The 21,542-nt window shown below is 47.0% G+C and carries 12 protein-coding genes, 1 pseudogene and 1 CRISPR repeat array; of the genes and pseudogenes, 5 read left to right on the forward strand and 8 right to left on the reverse strand.

The features are described 5' to 3' along the window. The first annotated feature begins 7 nt into the window (after positions 1-7). From EYA81_RS01460 to EYA81_RS01470, 3 genes are all read left to right on the forward strand, one after another. Complete coding sequence (locus tag EYA81_RS01460; RefSeq protein WP_131225293.1) at positions 8-1,504, forward strand: 4Fe-4S binding protein; 1,497 nt, start codon at positions 8-10, stop codon at positions 1,502-1,504. 48 nt (positions 1,505-1,552) lie between these two features. Further along, complete coding sequence (locus EYA81_RS01465) at positions 1,553-2,953, forward strand: aldo/keto reductase (RefSeq protein ID WP_118132373.1); 1,401 nt, start codon at positions 1,553-1,555, stop codon at positions 2,951-2,953. Positions 2,954-3,105: 152 nt separating this feature from the next. Then, on the forward strand, positions 3,106-4,977 hold the full coding sequence (locus tag EYA81_RS01470) for a TonB-dependent receptor (RefSeq protein WP_370293439.1): 1,872 nt from the start codon (positions 3,106-3,108) through the stop codon (positions 4,975-4,977). Here the strand turns inward: EYA81_RS01470 and EYA81_RS01475 are convergent. The 6 genes and pseudogenes from EYA81_RS01475 to cas9 all read right to left on the reverse strand — a co-directional run bounded on the left by EYA81_RS01475 (position 4,974) and on the right by cas9 (position 15,732). Next, positions 4,974-6,425 (reverse strand): hypothetical protein, encoded by a 1,452-nt coding sequence (locus EYA81_RS01475; RefSeq protein ID WP_131226406.1) that lies wholly within the window; start codon positions 6,423-6,425, stop codon positions 4,974-4,976. The two genes, EYA81_RS01470 and EYA81_RS01475, sit on opposite strands and share 4 nt — an antisense overlap. 22 nt (positions 6,426-6,447) lie before the next feature. Beyond that, positions 6,448-8,001, reverse strand: a pseudogene (locus EYA81_RS01480) (AAA family ATPase). Between the two features lie 150 nt (positions 8,002-8,151). Continuing rightward, a CRISPR array of direct repeats spans positions 8,152-8,964; the repeat unit is 47 nt; unit sequence GTTGTGATTTGCTCTCATTTTAGTATCTTTGAACCATTGGAAACAGC. 103 nt (positions 8,965-9,067) lie between these two features. Then, positions 9,068-9,400 (reverse strand): CRISPR-associated endonuclease Cas2, encoded by a 333-nt coding sequence (cas2, locus tag EYA81_RS01485; protein WP_131225294.1) that lies wholly within the window; start codon positions 9,398-9,400, stop codon positions 9,068-9,070. Beyond that, positions 9,400-10,332 (reverse strand): type II CRISPR-associated endonuclease Cas1, encoded by a 933-nt coding sequence (cas1, locus tag EYA81_RS01490; protein WP_005832238.1) that lies wholly within the window; start codon positions 10,330-10,332, stop codon positions 9,400-9,402. Before cas1 ends, cas2 begins: the two co-directional genes overlap by 1 nt. A gap of 23 nt (positions 10,333-10,355) precedes the next feature. Beyond that, a complete protein-coding gene (locus tag EYA81_RS01495; RefSeq protein WP_005832239.1) occupies positions 10,356-11,213 on the reverse strand; it encodes a BRO family protein in 858 nt (285 codons plus the stop codon). Beyond that, positions 11,206-15,732, reverse strand: coding sequence for a type II CRISPR RNA-guided endonuclease Cas9 (cas9, locus tag EYA81_RS01500; RefSeq protein ID WP_131225295.1), 4,527 nt, complete (start codon positions 15,730-15,732; stop codon positions 11,206-11,208). The genes EYA81_RS01495 and cas9 overlap by 8 nt, the downstream gene beginning before the upstream one ends. Before the next feature lie 473 nt (positions 15,733-16,205). Here cas9 and EYA81_RS01505 point away from each other — a divergent pair, with 473 nt between their 5' ends. Next, positions 16,206-16,844 (forward strand): HU family DNA-binding protein, encoded by a 639-nt coding sequence (locus EYA81_RS01505; RefSeq protein ID WP_131225296.1) that lies wholly within the window; start codon positions 16,206-16,208, stop codon positions 16,842-16,844. 115 nt (positions 16,845-16,959) lie between these two features. Then, positions 16,960-17,766 (forward strand): NAD(+) diphosphatase, encoded by an 807-nt coding sequence (nudC, locus tag EYA81_RS01510; protein ID WP_131225297.1) that lies wholly within the window; start codon positions 16,960-16,962, stop codon positions 17,764-17,766. A 289-nt stretch (positions 17,767-18,055) separates the two neighbouring features. Here the strand turns inward: nudC and EYA81_RS01515 are convergent, their stop codons facing one another. Both EYA81_RS01515 and EYA81_RS01520 read right to left on the reverse strand, forming a co-directional pair. Next, entirely contained in the window at positions 18,056-19,798 is a 1,743-nt protein-coding gene (locus EYA81_RS01515) for a phospho-sugar mutase (protein ID WP_035448791.1), read from the reverse strand. 81 nt (positions 19,799-19,879) lie between these two features. Further along, on the reverse strand, positions 19,880-21,523 hold the full coding sequence (locus tag EYA81_RS01520; protein WP_131225298.1) for a C69 family dipeptidase: 1,644 nt from the start codon (positions 21,521-21,523) through the stop codon (positions 19,880-19,882). Positions 21,524-21,542 lie beyond the last annotated feature (19 nt).

Raw genomic sequence — 21,542 nt, forward strand, 5'->3', positions numbered from 1 at the left:
AACATTTATGCTACGTACCATCAGACTGACCCTTGCCGTCATCTTCTTCGCATTCATCACGCTGTTGTTCCTCGACTTCACGGGAACACTGCATGCCTGGTTCGGATGGATGGCGAAAATACAATTCCTGCCGGCCGTGCTGGCACTGAACATCGGTGTAGTACTGTTTCTTGCAGTGCTGACCTTGGTATTCGGACGCATCTACTGCTCCGTCATCTGCCCGTTAGGAGTATTCCAGGATATTGTTTCCTGGCTCTCCGCCAAACGGAAGAAGAACCGTTTCCGCTATTCGCCTGTACTGAAATGGCTACGCTACGGTGTGCTGGGAGTATTCGTACTTGCCATTATCGACGGACTGAACTCTTTTGTCGTGCTACTGGCCCCTTACAGCTCATACGGGCGCATCGTTTCCAGCCTTTTCTCCCCGCTCTACCAATGGGCAAACAACGGACTGGCCTACCTGGCCGAACGTGCTGACAGCTATGCCTTCTATGAAACGGATGTATGGATGAAGAGTCTCCCTACCCTGCTGATTGCCACGGTCACTCTGGTGGTCCTCATCGTGCTGGCATGGCGAGGCGGACGTACCTATTGTAACACCATCTGTCCGGTAGGTACAGTGCTTGGCTTCCTCTCGAAGTATTCCTTGCTGAAACCGGTAATTGACACAAAGAAGTGCAACAGTTGTGGACTTTGTGCCCGTAACTGCAAGGCATCGTGCATCAACATCAAGGCACACGAAATAGATTACAGCCGTTGCGTGGCATGTATGGACTGTATCAACAAGTGCAGGAAAGGTGCCATCACTTACACACGCCGCAAGCCGGCCTCCGCTGCAGTCTCTCAGGAAACCTCCGTGGCACCGGAGCAGGTAAACGACGCCCGCCGCGCATTTCTCTCTACAACCGCCGTGTTTGCTGCTACGGCAGCCCTCAAGGCACAAGAGAAGAAAGTGGACGGTGGACTGGCTGTCATCGAGGACAAAAAAATCCCCGAGCGCGCCACTCCCATCACTCCTCCGGGCTCACTGAGCGCCCGCCACTTTGCACAACACTGCACAGCCTGCCAGCTCTGCGTATCGGTATGCCCCAACCAAGTGCTCCGTCCTTCTTCGGACTTGACAAAACTGATGCAGCCGGAAATGTCTTACGAACGCGGTTACTGCCGCCCCGAATGCGCCAAGTGTGCGGAGGTGTGTCCTACCGATGCCATCCATCTGACGAACCTCGCCGAGAAATCGGCCATCCAAATCGGTCATGCCGTATGGATTAAGGAGAATTGCATCTGCATTACAGACAAGATGGAATGTGGGAACTGTGCCCGCCATTGTCCGGCCGGTGCCATACAGATGGTTCCTTCAGACCCGGAAGACGAAGCCTCCATCAAGATACCGGTAGTCAACGCCGAACGCTGCACCGGATGCGGAGCATGCGAGAACCTTTGTCCGTCGCGTCCGTTCAGTGCCATTTATGTGGAAGGCCATGTGATGCACAGAACTGTCTAAAGCAGCTTTATCACCCAAATATCCATTTATAATTTCAGTCCTATCACAATGAAAGAAGACAAGAACAAGATAAACCGCCGCGATTTCTTCAAGCTCGCCGGTGCAGGAACGCTTGCCTCGGCAGCAGCCCTGTACGGCTGTTCGGGCAACAAGAACAACGGGGAGAGCGAATCGGCCGCGCTGGGCGAGATACCAACCGACAAGATGACCTACCGTACCAATCCCAACACGGGCGACCGGGTTTCCCTGCTAGGATACGGATGCATGCGATGGCCCACCCGCAAACGCACCGACGGGAATGGAGACGAAATAGACCAGGAAGCCGTGAACGACCTGATAGACTATGCCATTGCCCACGGAGTGAACTATTTCGACACCTCCCCCGCCTATGTGCAAGGTCTGTCGGAGCGCGCCACGGGCATTGCCTTGAAACGCCATCCACGGGAGAAATTCTTCCTTGCCACAAAGCTGTCCAACTTCAGTCCCAGCACGCACAGCCGCGAAGAGTCCCTTGCCATGTATCACCGCTCCTTCCGCGACCTGCAAGTGGACTACATCGACTACCTCTTGTTGCACGGCATCGGCATGGGCGGCATGGAAGCCCTCCGCTCCCGCTATCTGGACAACGGCATGCTGGACTTCCTGCTGAAAGAGCGTGAAGCCGGACGCATCCGCAACCTCGGATTCTCCTATCATGGAGACATCGAAGTCTTTGACTACCTGCTCTCCCGCCACGACGAACTGAAATGGGACTTCGTACAAATCCAACTGAACTACGTAGACTGGCGGCATGCCAAAGAAGTGAATACCCGCAACACGGATGCCGAATACCTATATGCCGAGCTGGTGAAGCGCAACATTCCCGCCGTTATCATGGAGCCGTTGCTGGGCGGACGCCTATCCCGCCTGAACGACCACTTGATGGCACATCTGAAACAACGCCGCCCGCAGGAGAGCGTGGCTTCCTGGGCCTTCCGATTCGCAGGTACTTTCCCCGATGTGCTGACCGTACTAAGCGGAATGACGTACATGGAGCATCTGCAAGACAACCTGCGTACCTTCTCCCCGCTTGTTCCATGTACGGAAGAGGAGTTTACCCTACTGGAAGATACCGCCCAGCGAATGCTGCAATACCCCACCGTGCCGTGCAACGACTGCAAATACTGTATGCCGTGCCCCTATGGACTGGATATTCCAGCCATCCTGCTGCACTACAACCGCTGCATCAACGAGGGCAACGTGCCGCAGAACAGCCAGGACGAGAATTACCGCGAGGCACGCCGCGCCTTCCTGATAGGCTATGACCGCAGTGTTCCCCGTCTCCGCCAAGCCAACCGCTGCACCGGTTGTGGCCAATGCAACCCACACTGTCCGCAAGGCATCGACATCCCGGCGAAACTGCAGGAGATAGACCGATTTGTGGAAGCGCTGAAGCAGGAAACCCTTTAACGGAGTTATCTTCCACATCCGTTTTCATTTCGAGGATTACCAATCATATACAGATTCATCTTTTTGTATAACTTTGCAGAAAGAACCATAGATAAACGATGAATAAAAAGATTTTAACGGCTATTTTAATAAGTATTGCTCTGCCAGGGAGCATGCTGTCCGCACCTGCCGACAGCCTCCGGCTGAAAAGCTACAAGCTTGATGAAGTCGTAGTGACCGGGACAAGAAATGAAACAGACATCCGCCACCTGCCAATGACCATCTCCGTAGTGGGCCGCCAGCAACTGGAACAGACCTACCAGCCCTCCATCCTGCCTACACTGACCGAGCAGGTGCCCGGACTTTTCACCACAAGCCGCGGCATCATGGGCTACGGCGTATCCACGGGAGCCGCAGGAGGCATGAGCCTGCGCGGTATAGGCGCCGGAGTAAACGCAGCCGGAGGACCTACGACCAGCCTGCTGGTGCTGATAGACGGACATCCGCAATACATGGGCCTGATGGGGCATCCCATCGCCGACGCCTACCAGAGCATGATGGCCGAACGGGTGGAAGTGCTGCGCGGTCCCGCCTCCGTCCTCTATGGGTCCAATGCAATGGGCGGGGTTATCAACATCGTCACCCGCAAGATGCAGGAGGACGGGGTGAAAACCAATGCGCAGATAGGATACGGTTCCTACAATACCCTGCAGACGGAAGTCTCCAACCGCGTGAGGAAAGGGCGTTTCAGCAGCGTGGTGACCGGCTCGTACAACCGTACCGACGGACACCGTGACGACATGGAATTTGAGCAGTATGGCGGCTATGCCAAACTGGGATACGACTTCAGCGACACCTGGAAGCTGTGGGGCGACGTGAACATCACCCGCTTCAACGCCTCCAATCCCGGCGAAGCCGACAATCCGTATATAGACAACGACTCGCGCATCACACGCGGCATGACCTCCTTCGCACTGGAAAATCGTTACGACCGCACTTCCGGCGCCGTGAGCTTCTTCTACAACTGGGGCCGGCACAGGATTAATGACGGCTACCATCCCGGAGGAGAGCCCCAGAAGTCGCACTTCAACTCCAAGGACCGGATGCTGGGCATATCGTGGTATCAAAGCGCCACGCTCTTCACCGGCAACCGCCTGACCGTAGGTTTCGATTACCAGCACTTCGGCGGAGAGTCCTGGAACAAGGTTGTCGCCATCGACGAGGCAAAACCCGGACAGCAGATTGGTGACCGCATCCCCGGTGTGGACAAGCAGATGGATGAATTTGCAGGCTATGTGGATTTCAGGCAGGACATCAACAGCTGGCTTTCACTGGACGCCGGTGTCCGCATAGACCACCATTCGCACGTAGGCACGGAATGGATTCCCCAAGGGGGACTGGCTTTCCATCTGCCCCGGCAGGCGGAACTGAAAGCAATGGTGAGCAAAGGATTCCGTAACCCCACCATCCGGGAGATGTACATGTTCCCTCCACAGAACCCCGATTTGAAAGCGGAGAGCCTGATGAACTATGAACTCTCCTTTACGGGGCAGCTTTTGGGAGGGGCCATGTCCTATGGGGTGAACCTCTACTACATCAACGGGGACAACATCATCATGACAGACCCTGCCCTGCGCAAGAACGTCAACTCCGGAGAGATAGAGAACTGGGGCGTGGAAACCAACCTTGGCTACCGCATCAACCGACACTGGCAGATGAATGCCAATTATAGCTGGCTGCACATGGAGAATCCGGTACTGGCGGCTCCCGAACACAAACTCTATGCCGGTACGGACTTTACACAAAGACGCTGGAGCTTGTCTACCGGTATACAATACGTGAAGGGACTCCATACCTCGGTCACCCCGGGCAAGGAGAAGCAGGAAAGCTTCGTACTCTGGAACCTGCGTGCCAACTACCGTCTGTGCAGTTTTGCCGACGTCTTTGTCAAGGGTGAAAACCTGCTGGCACAACGCTATGAAATCAATGCAGGCTTCCCCATGCCGAAAGCCACGGTGATGGGAGGTGTAAACATCAATTTTTAATACTGTCGCGAAGGGATATACTCCGCCCGATAGATGCGGTCGAAGAAAGGTGCCCACTCGTTTTCCGTGATGCCAATCTGCAGGCCATAGAAGTGTGTACCGGCTTCCCGGTAACGGCGAATCTCCTCCATAAGGGCAGGTGAAGAGTGAGGAATCTTGAAGTCGCTGACCCAAAGTACATCGGCATTCATATACTCCTTGCCTTCTTTGAGCAGGCGGAACGTGGCTTCCAGCATGCGGGTGGCATCTGTATCCCCGCAAGCTGTCTTTGAGAAGAATTCGAGCAGCCTTGCCCGCTCTTTCCTTACATCAATCGGATGGATGGAGACGGAAAAGGCTATCAGAAAGCAGTTCCGCCGTTGACGGTCGGCTATCTCCAGGAGCTTTATCAGCAGAGAGTGGGCAATCTTCTCCGGCTTGCCAGCCATGCTTCCCGAGGTGTCCAGACAGACAATCATCGGACCTTTGGGACGGGCGGGCTTGGTTTCGATGCGCCGGGCAGGCTGCATGATTTCCGATTTATAACGGAAGGTCTGGAGCTTGCGAGTAAGGTATTTGTAGACGAACAAATCTTCCAGTTCACTGTCGGCGGAATGGGCAAGCTCAATGGGAAGCAGAGCATTGAGGTCGTTGCCGGTGCTGATGCCCAGGATGTCACATTTGGAGGAGTGCTCCATTTTGTAGACGCTTCCCTCGGCAACGCGGATTTGCTCACGTCCTTCGTTGTCTGCCATACGCCCCATCTTGTGGGCCACTTTCACTATCTCGGGGCAAGAGCGCTGGATGCGCACGATTTTCCGTATACGCTCAAAGTCGACGGTATTCCACAAGCCGCTCATCATGCCCCAGGTCTGGAAGAATTCGTCCTTATCCACGCGGTTCTGGCGGATGTACTCGGGGATGTCTTTCAGATTGGAACGGAGCCTGCGCTCGAGGGCATCTTTGCGGAAAGCAATCTCTTTCTCCTTTTCTTCGTGCATCTTCAGCTGGAAGGCGTCTTCCCAGTCGTCCACCATTTTCTCCCAGACTTCATCGTCCGCATATCCTCCTTCGGTACCGAAGTGGCTGCGATAGAAGCGGGAGTCGAAGCCGTACTCCCGGTATTTGTCGGAAATCTGCTGAAGCAAGGCTTGCCAGCCGTCTTTCCGCTTTGCCATGGACCACTCCAGCACGAGTTTCATCTCATTTCGTTCCGACTGGCTTTTCCGGAGGTTGTACCTCTCCTTCTCCAAATTCAAGTGGATAAACTGAATCATGGTGTCGTAAAAGATACGTGCACAGACCTCATTGCCCAGCACCTGCACCTTGACCATGGAGTCGTTCATCACGGAGAGCAGATAGGCATACAAGGGCTCGGTATCCGTCTCAGCACACTCTCCGGTGGCTACAAAACGGTCCAGTGCCTGCACATAGAAGGCGGTGTCATATCGGGTGGCGGTGGTGTTCATCTTCTTCTTGGTTACTGGAGGATTATTCGTCTCCATATCTCAGTTTGCGCATGTCCACACGCGCCCAGGCTATCTCCTTGCGGACGATGGAGACGTATTGAGCTACGCTCTTTTTATCCTCTTCGGAGACGAAAAGGTTGGCGGACAAATCTCTTACCAGCCGGTCTATGCTGGTGGCGGCGGTATCCAGTTCCGTCTCGTAATCACGGTCGGTGACGGAGAGGTTTCCCAGCCAGAGTTGTTGCTCCTCGCCCCGTTGCAGACGCCGCATGGGGAAGCACACACCGTTGATGTAGAGATGCTTGTCGTCGCGGTAGAGGGTGACGCGTTCGGTGCCTTCCTCTTTCACGGCGCCGGTGTCGGCAAAGGCACGGATGATTGTACGCTTGGGATTGAGGGGGTCGGCATACATTATACCCAAGGTGGGGGCATCTTTGGTGCTATACTCCTTCAGATTTTTGTAGTCCACGATAAAGATGTAGGTGTTGCCCGTACCATGTTTCTCCACCTGGTAGTAGAAGTGGTCCGTTATCTGCAGGTCATCGTCCCTACGGTCGCCGGCAAGGCGGGCTTTGTCGAGGGCTTCGCGCACACGGCTGACTTTCAAATCGGATTTCAGCGAGGAGGCGATACCGGCAATCTGTTTTGTGTGGGACACGAATAAGGCACGGATAACAATGTCACGGATGGCAACGCTCTCATCAGGCTCACTCCATAGGCAGTGGTAGACGGGAAGCAAGTCGGTCATGGAGACTTCCGTGCGGCCGTGGACGAAGGCGGAGGTCTTGAGCAGCTTCACGATGTTCTTCCAGCGGCGATCGCTGACATAGACATTGCGGCGCAGGTCGGAGTCTTGCATCTCTACGCTTGTCAGTCCGTGGCGAATGGCTGTGATGCAGGAAAGAACATCGAGAGGCAAGGTTACGCGGCGTATCTCTGCTTGCCATTCGGCATACTCGCGGTCGGAGATTTGCCATTCGCAGGCAGTCGTTTCCGGATGGTCAGCAGAATCGTCCAGCAGCATTTTGTAGAAAGACTCTTCCTGCTTGACGCAGGTGCAGAGAATGCGGATGAGGAAGCGGTCCCATAGGGCTTCCAGTCCCTCGCCTTGGGCAGGCAGTTCGTTGCTGGCAGCTACGAGCAGTTTGAGGGGGAGATGCAGTTCCTTGTCGCCGTTGCGGAAAAGTTTCTCGTTGATGACGGTCAGCAGAGTGTTCTGTATGGCAGGGCCTGCTTTCCATATTTCGTCCAGAAACACGACATCGGCTGTGGGCAGATAGCCGTCGATGGCACGTTCTTACTTGTCGGATTCTTTCAGTCGGCTAATGCTGACAGGGCCGAATATCTCGTCGGGCGTAGAGAAGCGGGACATCAGGTATTCAAAGGCACGGGCATCTGTAAAAGCCGACTTTAGCCGCCTGGCTACCATTGACTTGGCTACTCCCGGAGGTCCCAGGAGCAGAATGCTCTCGCCTGCCAGAGCTGCCAGCAGGGAGAGGTTTATTTCAGTTTCTTTTTCGTATACTCCCCGGTTCATTTCGGAAAGGAGGAGACGAATGCGTTGGGTTATTTCCACAATATGATTTATTTATAGTCAGTACTCATGTATAAAGAAAAGTGTGTAAAGATACAAAATAGTAGGGAAATCAGAGAGAGTCTTATTAAGATTTAGTATCTTTGAACCATTGGAAACAGCGTCTTCTGTTTGGGCGATAGGTTCGTACCAGTTGTGATTTGCTCTCATTTTAGTATCTTTGAACCATTGGAAACAGCAGTTCGGTAAGATGGATAAGGGCGCGGATAGTTGTGATTTGCTCTCATTTTAGTATCTTTGAACCATTGGAAACAGCTTTGCACGTGTTACAGCAAAACAAATTATAGTTGTGATTTGCTCTCATTTTAGTATCTTTGAACCATTGGAAACAGCTCGTGCTCTATAGCCTTGACCCCCCATCTGGTTGTGATTTGCTCTCATTTTAGTATCTTTGAACCATTGGAAACAGCGTAGAGGACGGTGTGTTGGTTATCACCATTGTTGTGATTTGCTCTCATTTTAGTATCTTTGAACCATTGGAAACAGCATCGAGGAACAAGGGATTTGAAGTGCATCGGTTGTGATTTGCTCTCATTTTAGTATCTTTGAACCATTGGAAACAGCGGCATACGGAGAATATAACCGAGCATGTTGTTGTGATTTGCTCTCATTTTAGTATCTTTGAACCATTGGAAACAGCGCATATACAGTCATCGAAGCCGTTACTCCGTTGTGATTTGCTCTCATTTTAGTATCTTTGAACCATTGGAAACAGCTATTGGAAAGAGATTGAGGAAGATTAACGCGTTGTGATTTGCTCTCATTTTAGTATCTTTGAACCATTGGAAACAGCGGCGCTGTAAACGCAGCAGATAGTAACTGGTTGTGATTTGCTCTCATTTTAGTATCTTTGAACCATTGGAAACAGCAACTGTGCGAGGATTCTGACAACGAGTCAGTTGTGATTTGCTCTCATTTTAGTATCTTTGAACCATTGGAAACAGCTGATTACAAGTAACAATCTAATATTCAAACGATTACACATAGTATTAGAATATAAAAAAAGAATGCTGCTTCTAAAAAAATCCCGCCATTGCGCGGGATTTTTTTAGAATAATTCTAATTGTTGTCCAGGCATATTCACATCCACAGTCTTTTTCCCATAAAAAAGTGCTATATTTCCAAATTGCTTGTCCGTAATGCACATAATTCCGACACTTCCATAGTCCGGTAAGAAAGATTTAACTCTTTTTATATGTACCTCCGCATTCTCACAACTCGCACAATGACGAACATATATAGAGAACTGGAACATCGTAAATCCATCCTTTTGCAGATTTTTTCTAAATTCCGCATACGCCTTTTTATCCTTCTTGGTTTCGGTAGGCAAATCAAACAACACTAATACCCACATAATGCGATATTCACTAAACCGGTCCATCACATCTCTGGATAGGATATTTTACGCAACTCACCACTGAAACATTTATACAGAGAAGCCGTAGTCTGCCCAACAGCTACCATCAACGGACTACGTTTTCCCGAAATAACAGTCTCTAATGTAGGAATTGTCAGTAACCTCGCTTTCAATTCTCTCGTCAATTCAACACAATTCGGTTCTGCTTCCTTGAATATATCATATACCAACCTATCCACATAAGGGCGATAAGGTTCCATTATATCATCTGCCAGACAATAAGCATTATAACGATTATGATGATGTATTCCCAAAGTAGGTAGAAGCCCACTTGTCACCAAAGCACGAGCAACAACTGCCCTCAAAATAGCATACCCATAATTTAACAAATTATTAGGAGGAATACCTTCTCTATCCCTTGTAAAGCCTTCTATTTTAAACAAATTCTTCCAATAATAAGCAGCTGCACGAGCCTCCAAATTATCAGAATCTCCACTCTTTACATCTGCAGCCCACACCTTCATACACTTTATTTCTTCTCCAGCACATTCATGCAATACTACCGTCTGATTCTCTATTTTGGCTTTTATTGTTTGCTGCCAAAGTTGTTTCATCAATGGTAGAGACGCACCAAGTTGATGACGAAACCTTTCATTTTGTGTAGTATTCCCATACAAAGGAAGCATTAAACCAACCGGCATACTTTTAGAATCGCAGGTTATGACTGCACAATTATTCTCAAGCAAAGCTTCCAATACTCCCGAAGTAATGGTTATCTGCTTATTGTCCAACACCACTACTCCAATATCTTCTATTGGCTTAGTCACTTCGGACATTCGTTTGAACCCTTCGGGTAAAGCACTGTTCTTCACCACCTCCGGCAATTTAATCACCAACTGGGCATTTTTTAAAGACAAATAGACCGGATTCCCAAAATAAAGTGTTTTCTTAATCATAGCATATAGACTTTACAAGTTATTCATTCATCATTTTCAAGAAAAGGAAGCTCTAAAGTATCATTCTGTTTATCAGAATCCAACAGAAAATTTTCAGGAGAAACAACACTTCTACCCAACTCTTTTTCAGCTTGTTCACGTGCTACTCCGGCTACATTTCCTCCACGTTGTGCTACTTGCTTACTTTTAGTAAATGTATCTGGTTTTTCTTTCTGAGAAATTTCCGTTGTGACACGTTCTCCAAGCATTGTAAATATCAACTCCAAATCAGACATGTGGTCACGAAGATTCTGATTTTTCTTCGTCAGCCCCTTATATATTTTATAATCCGAAGGAGTCAATCCAAACGTTGCTCTAGATATTTCTGCCGTAAGAATGGCATAATCACTTTTTTCCGTGATTCCCCTTTCTTTCCATTCATCCGTCAAATTCTGACGAATGGCGATTCCTCTCAAACGTTTGTCAATCCAATCTTTTGGATAACCTTTTTGCTCATATAGTTCTTTCATGCGCTCTTGAGCCAATTCCGGATTTTCTATTTCCTGTACACGCTCATAACCTACTTGTGCTAACCAAAGCTTGAAAGGTTCAGCTTTAGGAGAAGGAATAGATTGGATGATGCGGAATAAAGCCTGCACATTTGCCGCCAACGTTTTTCGTTTTTTTCCTGTATCTGTCACCATTTCTACCTGGGGACAAGTTGTCCCCAGGTAAGTAGCCAGTTCTTCATCCCGTTTTCGCATCTTCTTCAGATAATCCGTAGGATTCACACTATCAGTCAATACACCAACTACATCTACAACAGAGAAATACCATTGCTGTTCTTCCTCGTTCCATACGGAACGGATCTTTTTCTCTTGAAACAACTTTATATTATTCATTTACTCTATACTTAACTTCTATAATACGGCCTAACCTATCAACTTTTACTGGAATACAAATATTCTTTATCATTTCACCATCCCATGATTTTTCTGCTTTATTATTAGAACCTAATTCTTTAGTGGAAATAATAGCATTTGATATACTTTGAGGTATAAAAAAGCATTGATTACCAGAAGATGAAACCATCTTATAAATCCTCCCCCTATCTATCGGTTCATTTATCCTACCAAAATCCCGCTCTTCTTCGGTTGGCAGATATACCAAATCATTAGGAGACAGCCAAAACAATAATTTATCTCCCTTTTCATTTCTGTCCGGTACAGGAACAAGCCCTTGTTTCTCACGCTCTATAACCCAATTTAAAGGAATAGTCTCATACGTTCTGTTTCCATCTTCTGTTATGTAAATAGCAAAGAACAAGTTAGTACCTTTAGCAGCTTCCACCCATTTGGCACCTTTATTGCCAAGTACACCGACTTTAAATTTATTTCCACGCGGTTCATACACCCTCACCTTATATATAGGCTGATGTCCTTTACCATCATTCAGTTGTAAAAGATTACGGTTCATTTCTTCTATACCTTCTGCAGAAAAAGCCAACTCCGCCTTTCCTTCTTTCGATTTCAGATGATTCAGGAGTATTTTCTGTATGCCAGTATCCGTCACCGATGCTATCTTCTTCTCATTGAAAGTTGAGTCCAATGATTTACGTACTGCAACTAAAGGTTCAGTAGTATTTTCCGTAAAATAATAAACAGCGACTTTGGCTATATCCAGCTCTTTCCACAAGAAAGCATTCTCTTTGAAATATTTTTCAATTTTCTTCTTATCATACTTATATGATAACAATTCAAGAACCTTATTTTTTACTCTTTTGTCAACAATCATAGAAGGAGTATCCAAAGCGACAGATAGGCGTACCACCTTTACCTTTCTTAAATTTACCGCTCCAAAAACCGTATCTTTGTGCATCGGTTTACGGATAGCCCAACTATCACCGATTTTCTGTTTCTCATAAACACGAGTCCCATTTGCATCAAAATGTTGATAGATATTGGTTGTTTTATTTATTATACGCAAATTCTGTTTCAAGCTAACTATTATCCCACTCAACGCTTCCCTTGCATCTTGCGTAAAAGTAGTCCATGGTTTCTTTATAATCCATCTATAATTACCATTACCATCCCCCCTACTCTTATCACACAACAGTCTCTGCAAATCATAACGGGAAATTTTCGCATTCCGGCTTGCAGACTCATTATTCAGATAGTTTACATGATTCCGTGTAGCACAAGCTATTACTATTGCATCCATAGCATGATGCCGATGGTCTATACGCTTCTTACTGAATCCTTTCTGATATTCAAGGGGCACTGCTGTTTGAAAAACTTTTTTTCCGTCTTTATTCTCCCAATGTCCAAAACACTGGGTTTCGGTCAAAGCATTTAAACGTTCAAAACGAGGACTTACAATACTATTCCAGACGTCATTCATGCCCCAATCCTTTTTCAGCCTGTCCGTCACGTTTCCTGTACAAACTAATATGTTTTTTGAAACAGCCTCCGGTTCATATTCACCGCTATCATTCTTTTCACGAACGATATTCGACAAAAGTCCTTTGACAACCTTACTGATATACCGGCTATCGTTTAATTGGCGTTCAATAAATTGCTCGGGAATATCATCCATCAACAATTTCTTCATTTTTATGCCCGATTTTGCATATTGTTCTTTTACAAAACGTTCGTAACTATCCACAGAAAAGATTTCTACTGTCTTTCCAAAACCCACTTCCACTTTCTGTCCATGATGATTCTTGATAAACTCATATCCCAGTTGATTATCTTTCAACTTGTTCACAGCAGATTCACATATCACTTTGTTAGAGAATGAATCATCAAAATAGCGGGATTGAGGTATAACATGTTCTATCTCATACGCAGCAGTAAATAATTTAGCCAAAGGTATCAGCTCACCGGTATAAGGTGAACGATATTTCTGTTCCAGCCATAATTTATAACGCAAGAATTCTGATTTCGTCGGTAATTTACTGGTATTGAATTTTTTCAATATCACATCTATATCTTCCGGAATCTGTTCTTCCCCCTTTAAAACTGCATCCTCATAAATCCGCAATATTTCTTGTTGACTTGGTGAATAGGGACGGACATTCTCTACCCCATATTCCGGATTCACAAATTCAGCAAGCAATGCCTTTATACGTAAATTGGCATTTTCATTCTCCAGAATCTGAGTAGTCATTCTTTTTCGCTTGTCCGCAGGATTTTTCATCTCGCGTCCTAACTCAATATGGATTTCATCAATTTTCCCAACCTGTTTCCAAATATCCCTGACAACTCTCAATGTCTCGGTTATCACTTGTTCTACGATAGGATTTCGTAGTGAATGTTGCTTAAAAGCAGCCAGATAAGCATCAATATCAGCAGGGGTTTCCCATTTGGTTATTTCTTTATCTTCGGAATGACGATTATACACTACATAACAAGCCAACCACAACGGAAGCCTCTTAAAACAAGATATATCCGACAAGTTCATCGCCTTTTCTCTAACCTTGGCACCTATACTCTCATCACACTCACCTGCTATTATCCTTTCTATTCTTTCCTTGGTTGTACCATCAATCAACGACATATCCCAATACTTTCCGCACCTCATCAAAGGCAACAACTTCTTTATCGCCTTGGCAGAATAAGCGCCATATTCAGACTTGAAAGGAGGAAACTTCTTGAACACTTCCACAAAGGATTCATTCAATCCGTTCTTAACCGCAAAAGTCGCCAATGCTTTCTCTATTTCCTGCTTGTCACTTACAGAATATAAGATATGCCACAAGGCTGTTTCTTTTTCATCAGATAAAAAGTCAATACCAATACCGGCCTTTTCCAAACGGGAAAGAATCGCATGTCTCGTCTCATTACATGGGTAGAACTTATCCTCGACATAATTCCAACGATAATTATTTATTTCCTTTTTCAGTCCAAACGCAGGATATCTCAGAAAAGCTTTCTGATCTATTTCCTTTCGAGAGTTCAGCCAATCAAATAGAGCCACATAATCATCTTCTGTTTTCAAAAACTCCGTTGTCACATCCACATCCAAATATAAAGTTCCATTTACTTCCCTTTCCTTTTGATATACCCGAATATTGGAAAGGAAATGCCATAAACGGAATTCCTGAAAAAGAGGATGTGACTTGGCTATACACTTTAACGGAGCTGTTTTGATTTCACCTGTTTTGCGGTTTACATATTCATTTTCCTCATAAGGGCAATTAGCTATCAATGACTTTTTGGTTTTCAACGGCCTTTGATAAAACAAGACATCATCTATTAACAAATAGATAAAGTCCCGGTTAGCTATATTTCTCCGTTGCACTTCATTACCCGGATACAACGCTTCAATACACCTCATGTATAAATCTCTATCCTGCAATTCTGCATGAAAAGCACATTGCTTCTGCAAAATCAAGTTCAGTTCCTCCTTGTAAAACTTTCGTTCTACTGTTTTCACCAATTTTCCTATTATCTTTTGTTGTGGCTCCTGCAACAAAGCATCATATATATAACTCCCAATCGTTTTATGAGTACCGGCAATGTCCGCTTCGGTCCTTTTCTTTATTAACATCCAATCATCCTCTTTAGGCGCTCTGAAAGAACGCTTCACCTCACCATACTTATCAAGCTTTGGAGTACCGTCCGGATTTAAGTCAGTAGTGACAATAAACTCTTTTACCCGTCCTTCCCAGTCCAATGGGACATTACTGCTTCTACGATATACCCATCCATTCTCCAGATGTACATTATACCATATATCCCGGCCTTTCTTTTCATCAGTCGCTTCCACCGACAAGACTTTCAATGCATAAAATTCAACAGATTTTCCTGCATTGTCTTCCTCCTCTTCTCCTCTAAGCTGATAATAACCACGTTTCTGATTAAAGTTCAAAAGAATCCATGCCAGTTCTTCTTTACTTATCATTTCTGTCAAAGCTTTCTTACGGAGATAATAAACTGTCCAGTCATAAGGGATTTTTTTACCATCAAAAACCAATGAAGGTTGGTGCTTTGCAAAATCCGCCAACATTTCATTAAACGCTGTCTGAAATAAAAAAGAGTATTTTCCCCATCTATCCTTTACCCATGGCAATTTCGGTTCGCTGCCTGACAAGAATTTACCCGTATGCTTTTCAAAATCTATTCCTTTTAAATAGTGTTCCGGCAGGAAGCCAAGAATCTTCAAAACTTTATGCAACCGTTCACGGCGTAGTAATTGTCGCTCTCTCAATCGACGCACCCCTCTAAAACGGGTTCTTTCAGCTGTCTGTGATATAGAATTCCCTTTGTCAAAGTCTCCCAAGATAGCAGCATCCATCGGAATTATTCTACTGCCAGCCATTTCTATCCAAATTTTCTCGGTCTGTTCTTTAATTACAGAGTTTATTACAGCCCATCCTATACTATTGGTTCCCAAATCCAATCCAAGTATCGTTCTCATAGTATTATATTTTGAATATTTTCTTCAAAGGTATTTTTTTTTTCAATATAAGCATTGTATTTCCATATTTATTTTATACATTTGTCATACTAAAATGAAGCAAGTCACAATAAGGATTATTCCGTTGTGAAAACATTAGGTTCCCTCGTCCTTAACGGGGGATTTTTTATTTCCAAAAACTAATTATCATTTCCAATATCCCCCTTTTGCCGAAAACTAAAACTTTCCTCCCCAAACACTACTCTTCGTATCACTATATTTTATACCTTTGTTCACTAAGAAATAATCGTCACATACCCATTTCCGTTTCGTCCGACAGCTGTCGGACGATAATTAAACAACTGTTGGACGATAATGCAACAGTTATCGGACGATTAGTTTTTAGGAAGAAGAAAATTAATCCGCTTAGCGACAAAAATAATTCCCCGAAGCGACGAGAACTGTTTATCGCTATAAACAAAAATAAATATCTTATGAGCGCGTATTACGACCTTTACGAAACGCCTTCGCCCGACGGGAAAGAAGACAAGAAATCACTCCACGCACGTATCTGCCCGAAAAGGACTTATACCCAAAAGGAGTTTGTGGAACATATCGCAACTTTCCAACATCTGCCCAAGAATGTGATAGGGGCAGCATTGGATGCCTGCATTGACGAGTTGTGCGACCTCCTTGCCAACGGAAACATCGTGGAGCTGGGAGAACTCGGATTCTTCAGCACTTCACTGAAATGCTTGCGCGAAACCGACGACGAGAAAAAGAAAATCCGCTCCGAATCCGTCCAATTCCAAAACGTACACCTGCGCATCAGCAGCACGTTCCGCAACAACATCAAGAAGAAAATGACGTTGGAACGTGTACACTCCACTACCAAGAAATCGAAAAAAGTAGTAGAGACCACCGAAGAAACAAGAAAAGCCGAACTGGAACTGTTCCTCAAGCAGAATGTATGCATCAACAAGAACGAATACATCCAATTGAGCGGACTAACCAGACATGCCGCCATAGACGAGCTGAACAAATTCATCCGGCAAGGGTTCCTGCGCCGCCGCGGAATGGGAAGGTCAACGGTCTATGTGCGGCAAGAAAAAGACACAGCAAACGAAATTTAGGGGGGGCGAACACAGAGACACAAAGACATAGAAATTAATGCTTTATCTCTTTGAAAAGAATCTCTGTGCCTTGGTATTTTCGTGTTCATCCCCCCAAATAATAAAACAACAAACAATGGAAAAATCAACAGAACCCCAACCCTGCACTCAGTGGTTCGTCTTCTTCAAAGACCAACTGCTACTGAAAAAAGGATATACAGACAAAGGAGAAATAAAATACAGCGTACCCGTCAGTATAGAGCCTCCTCTGACACCGGAAGCCGGAAGTAATATACACGAAGTGTTCCCCCCCAACGGCAAGCAAGTACGTGCATTTGCCCTGAAACAGCCTGTGACCGAGAGCGACGAATGGGTAATGATAGGCCTGCGCGCATCGTACGACTACATCACCCCGGACGAATACCGTTCCGCAGGAAAGGCCTTCCAGATACTCTATTGGGACGAGCACAGCCGCTTCTGCCCCGTGTGTGGCACCGCCATGGAGCACCAGACCCCCATCATGAAGAAGTGTCCCAACTGCGGCAATGAGATGTACCCTCCCGTTTCCACCGCCATCATCGTACTAATACGCAAAGGAAACGAAATCCTGCTGGTGCATGCACGCAATTTCCGCGGGACCTTCTACGGACTGGTGGCAGGTTTCCTCGAAGCCGGCGAAACACTGGAAGAATGTGTGGAACGGGAAGTTTTTGAGGAAACGGGGCTGAAGGTAAAGAACATCACCTACTTCAGCAACCAGCCCTGGCCCTACCCCAGCGGATTGATGGTGGGTTTCATTGCCGACTACGAAAGCGGAGAGATAAAACTGCAGGAAGATGAGCTGACCGCTGCCGCCTTCTATTCCAAAGACAACCTGCCCGAAATACCACGAAAGCTGAGTATAGCAAGAAGGCTGATAGACTGGTGGATGGAGAACAATTAAAAATTAAAGAATAAAAAAGAGGGGGGAAGAAATTTAAAAAAGCAAATTGCGGAAAACACACACTCACAAACGAACAACTACGAATGAAACGACTCTCATTCACATCAACCAATCGGTGTGTAACCGCAATCTACATATACTAAACTTCCCTGCAAACGTTTTGTTCATCAACCATCGGGTTTAAGTCTTTATTTAAGTTTTCTTTCAACACAGAAGCAAAAAGAAAAGGCGCAGCCCTCACGGGTTACGCCTCTCCAAACACTATATACACATTTTTTCCTCTTTCCTATCAAATGCCGAGTGACTTGCGCACTGCCTCCACTTTCTTTTCAGCTTCGGCATCAGCGCCGGCATAGCATTTCGGACAACCCATCTCGCCCTTCACCTCGATATAGAACTTAATCTTCGGTTCCGTACCGGAAGGACGGACAGAAATCTTCGTGCCGTCTACAGTGAAATATTGAAGTACATTGGAAGTCTCGGGCATATCCAGCTTGCTTACATTACCCCGGACATCGGTAGCCTCCAATGTCTTGTAATCCTTAATCAAGCTGACAGCCGAACCGCCGATTTCCTTCGGAGGATTGGCACGGAAGTTATCCATCATCGCCTTGATTTCTTCGGCACCGCTCTTACCGGGTTTCACCACGTTCACGGTGGTTTCCTTTGAGAATCCGTATTCTACATAGATTTCCATCAATACGTCATAGAGCGTCTTACCCTGGTCTTTGGCCCAAGCACAGATTTCGGCCAGCAAGGAGCAGGCAGAAACCGCATCTTTATCACGGACAAAGTCTTCGGCCAGGAAGCCATAGCTTTCTTCACCACCACCGATATACTGCTGCTTGCCTTCGCTCAGACGGATTTCGCGAGCAATCCACTTGAAGCCGGTGTAGCAGTCGCGCATTTCAATCTTGTTCTTGTCTGCCACAGCCTTGATGAGTTCAGTGGTCACGATGGTCTTCACGATGAAGTCGTTCGGCTGCATCTTGCCCATTGCAATACGGTTCTTGATGATGTAGTACAAGAAAATGAGACAAGTCTGGTTACCATTAATAAGCACCCACTCGCCCTTATCGTCCTTGCAGGCCATACCGACACGGTCGGCATCCGGGTCACTTGCCATCACGATGTCGGCGTCAATCTTCTTGGCGAGCGCAATGGCCATGGAAAGGGCTTCGGCATTTTCGGGGTTCGGAGAAACCACCGTCGGGAAATTGCCGTCCTTCACCATCTGTTCGGGCACGCAGTTGATATTCTCAAATCCCCACTCCTTCAATGAGTCCGGAATGAGCACGCGGCCTGCGCCATGAAGCGGAGTATACACAATGCTGAGGTCTTTCTGGCGACGGATGACTTCGGGGTCGATGGAGATGGAGTGAACCATGTCCAGATAAACCTTATCCACTTCCTTGCCGATAATCTGAATCAAGTCCTTGTTGCCGTTGAACTTGATGTCGGCCACCGTCACCTTATTCACCTCGTCTATGATGGCTGTATCGTGCGGAGCGAGCACCTGCGCACCGTCATCCCAATAAGCCTTGTAGCCGTTGTATTCTCTGGGGTTGTGGCTGGCTGTAATGTTGATACCGCTCTGGCAGCCGAAGTGGCGAATGGCAAATGAAACTTCGGGCGTAGGACGAAGGTCATCAAAAAGATATACCTTGATGCCGTTTGCAGAGAAGATGTCGGCAGAAATCTTTGCGAACTTGTCGCTATTGTTGCGGCAGTCGTGCCCCACAACAACGGAAATATCCTTCTTTCCGGCAAAACATTTGTTCAGATAGTTGGACAAGCCCTGTGTTGCGGCACCTACGGTGTAGATGTTCATGCGGTTTGTACCGGCACCCATGATGCCACGCAGACCACCCGTTCCAAACTCCAGGTCTTTGTAAAAACTGTCTATCAATTCGGTTTTATCTGGATTTTCCAACATGCGTTTCACTTCTGCCTGAGTTTCGGCATCATATGCCGGGGTAAGCCATTTTTCGGCTTTCTCAGTCACCTGCTTAATCAGTTCCTGATTTTCCATAAGACTGTTATTGTTTTAAGGGTTAATATAAACTTTTTTGTAAGACACAAATGTAGAAGAATAAGTTCAAATATCCTAATTTTATTCAGGCATTTTATATCTGTCTCCCGTCTGCTTAACATACTCTTCAAGGAACTCCTTCGGGTATCCCGGGCGGATTACGCCTGCCGGCTGGCCGATGGAATTACGTTCGAATTGACCGTTTTTCATACGTTTGACAACGCCGTCATTATACTTTACGACAAGAAACTCGCCAAGACGTTTCCAAGTATCGAAAGTGCTTTGGGCAGTCATGTTCGTATAGTTGGTAAGGAATGCCTTTGCTTTGGCAGGGTCTTTTTCCAGTAGTTTGGCAGCAGCAGCCTCAACGCCTTCCTGCGCTTCGTTGAAGGTTGTCTCCAACTCTGTCTGAGTGGCACGCACGTCGCCCATCATCAAGTCATAACGGGGATAAACCATATTGGCCACCCAGTTGAAAATCCAGAAAGCGGAGTTCCAGGAGAAAGTGATGTAATCGGCGCCGTCCACACGGGTGTAGCATACGGGAACCTTGTCCGTACAGCAGTATACGGGCGTAAATACCGTCATGTTGGCATCATCTGTGCCGAACCACAATACTCCACCGATAGGATCGGGCAACTCGGAGCGCATCTGTGCCACGAATACGAAACCGCTCTGCTGGGTGGAGATGGGACGTTCATTGAAGTATTCCTGGTCACCCACCTTGAAAGAAAGCGAGGAAAGGCGGTACGGGGTATGATACGGGCCTGCGCCGAAATCTTTGCTGATGTCGAGAGGAGTACCTTCATAATGGTCGCGCATGGCGTTCTTCACATCCTGCACGGAAACCTTGCGGTTGGGCTTCACAAACAGAGGCATCGGAGTGTTCGTCTCACCTAATATATAAGGCAGGAACTCGTTGCCACGGTCGGTAAACATATTGAAATAGCTCCATACACGGGCCTCGCAATAGCGACGGGCACCGAAATCGAGCGGAGCGTAGGCATCGGCAAAGCTGAAATCCTTGTTCACACCGTCAAAATAGCCCTTCTCGCGTGCAAAGGAGATGACGTCGGCGGAGTACATACAGTTCTCCTTGTCGTTCATGTTGAACTGATGAATGCGACTCTGGTTGGCATGAGCAGAGATACAATCATCGGGCACGCGGACAGCCACCCATACGGCACCGCGCACACCGGGTCCCTTGCCAATCATCTCCATAATCCATATTTCGTTGGGGTCGGCAATGGTAAAGGACTCGCCACTGCTGTAATAGCCGTATTCCTGCACCAACTCCGTCATCACCTTAATGGCCTCGCGGGCGGTGCGTGAGCGTTGCAGACCGAGGTAAATCAGGCTGCCATAGTCGATGATGCCGGTGGTATCCACCAGCTCGGGACGTCCGCCGAATGTCGTCTCACCGATAGTGAGCTGGAACTCATTCATATTGCCGATGACATTGTACGTCTGGCGGGCCTGCTCTATCTGCCCGAGGTATTTGCCGGTGTCCCACTCGTGTATGTCAATCAGCGTACCTTTCTTGTGCATACCGGCAGGATAATGATATAACTCGCCGAACAAACCATAAGAATCGGCAGAATAGGAAACAATGGTAGAACCGTCCGCAGAAGCGTTCTTGCCCACGATAAGATTGGTGCAGGCCAGCGCATTCGCCACGGCTGCCACAACAAACAAGACGGAAAGAGTCAGTCTTTTACTTTTCATACTTCTAAATTATAATGTT

This window comes from Bacteroides sp. A1C1 (assembly GCF_004328515.1).
Classification (GTDB): domain Bacteria; phylum Bacteroidota; class Bacteroidia; order Bacteroidales; family Bacteroidaceae; genus Bacteroides; species Bacteroides uniformis.

What these genes read in the sequence shown, in the direction of transcription:
- EYA81_RS01460 (WP_131225293.1), top strand. Translation starts at nt 8, where the DNA reads ATGCTACGTACCATCAGACTGACCCTTGCCGTCATCTTCTTCGCATTC.
- EYA81_RS01465 (WP_118132373.1), top strand. Translation starts at nt 1,553, where the DNA reads ATGAAAGAAGACAAGAACAAGATAAACCGCCGCGATTTCTTCAAGCTC.
- EYA81_RS01470 (WP_370293439.1), top strand. Translation starts at nt 3,106, where the DNA reads ATGCTGTCCGCACCTGCCGACAGCCTCCGGCTGAAAAGCTACAAGCTT.
- EYA81_RS01475 (WP_131226406.1), bottom strand. Translation starts at nt 6,425, where the DNA reads ATGAACACCACCGCCACCCGATATGACACCGCCTTCTATGTGCAGGCA.
- cas2 (WP_131225294.1), bottom strand. Translation starts at nt 9,400, where the DNA reads ATGGACCGGTTTAGTGAATATCGCATTATGTGGGTATTAGTGTTGTTT.
- cas1 (WP_005832238.1), bottom strand. Translation starts at nt 10,332, where the DNA reads ATGATTAAGAAAACACTTTATTTTGGGAATCCGGTCTATTTGTCTTTA.
- EYA81_RS01495 (WP_005832239.1), bottom strand. Translation starts at nt 11,213, where the DNA reads ATGAATAATATAAAGTTGTTTCAAGAGAAAAAGATCCGTTCCGTATGG.
- cas9 (WP_131225295.1), bottom strand. Translation starts at nt 15,732, where the DNA reads ATGAGAACGATACTTGGATTGGATTTGGGAACCAATAGTATAGGATGG.
- EYA81_RS01505 (WP_131225296.1), top strand. Translation starts at nt 16,206, where the DNA reads ATGAGCGCGTATTACGACCTTTACGAAACGCCTTCGCCCGACGGGAAA.
- nudC (WP_131225297.1), top strand. Translation starts at nt 16,960, where the DNA reads ATGGAAAAATCAACAGAACCCCAACCCTGCACTCAGTGGTTCGTCTTC.
- EYA81_RS01515 (WP_035448791.1), bottom strand. Translation starts at nt 19,798, where the DNA reads ATGGAAAATCAGGAACTGATTAAGCAGGTGACTGAGAAAGCCGAAAAA.
- EYA81_RS01520 (WP_131225298.1), bottom strand. Translation starts at nt 21,523, where the DNA reads ATGAAAAGTAAAAGACTGACTCTTTCCGTCTTGTTTGTTGTGGCAGCC.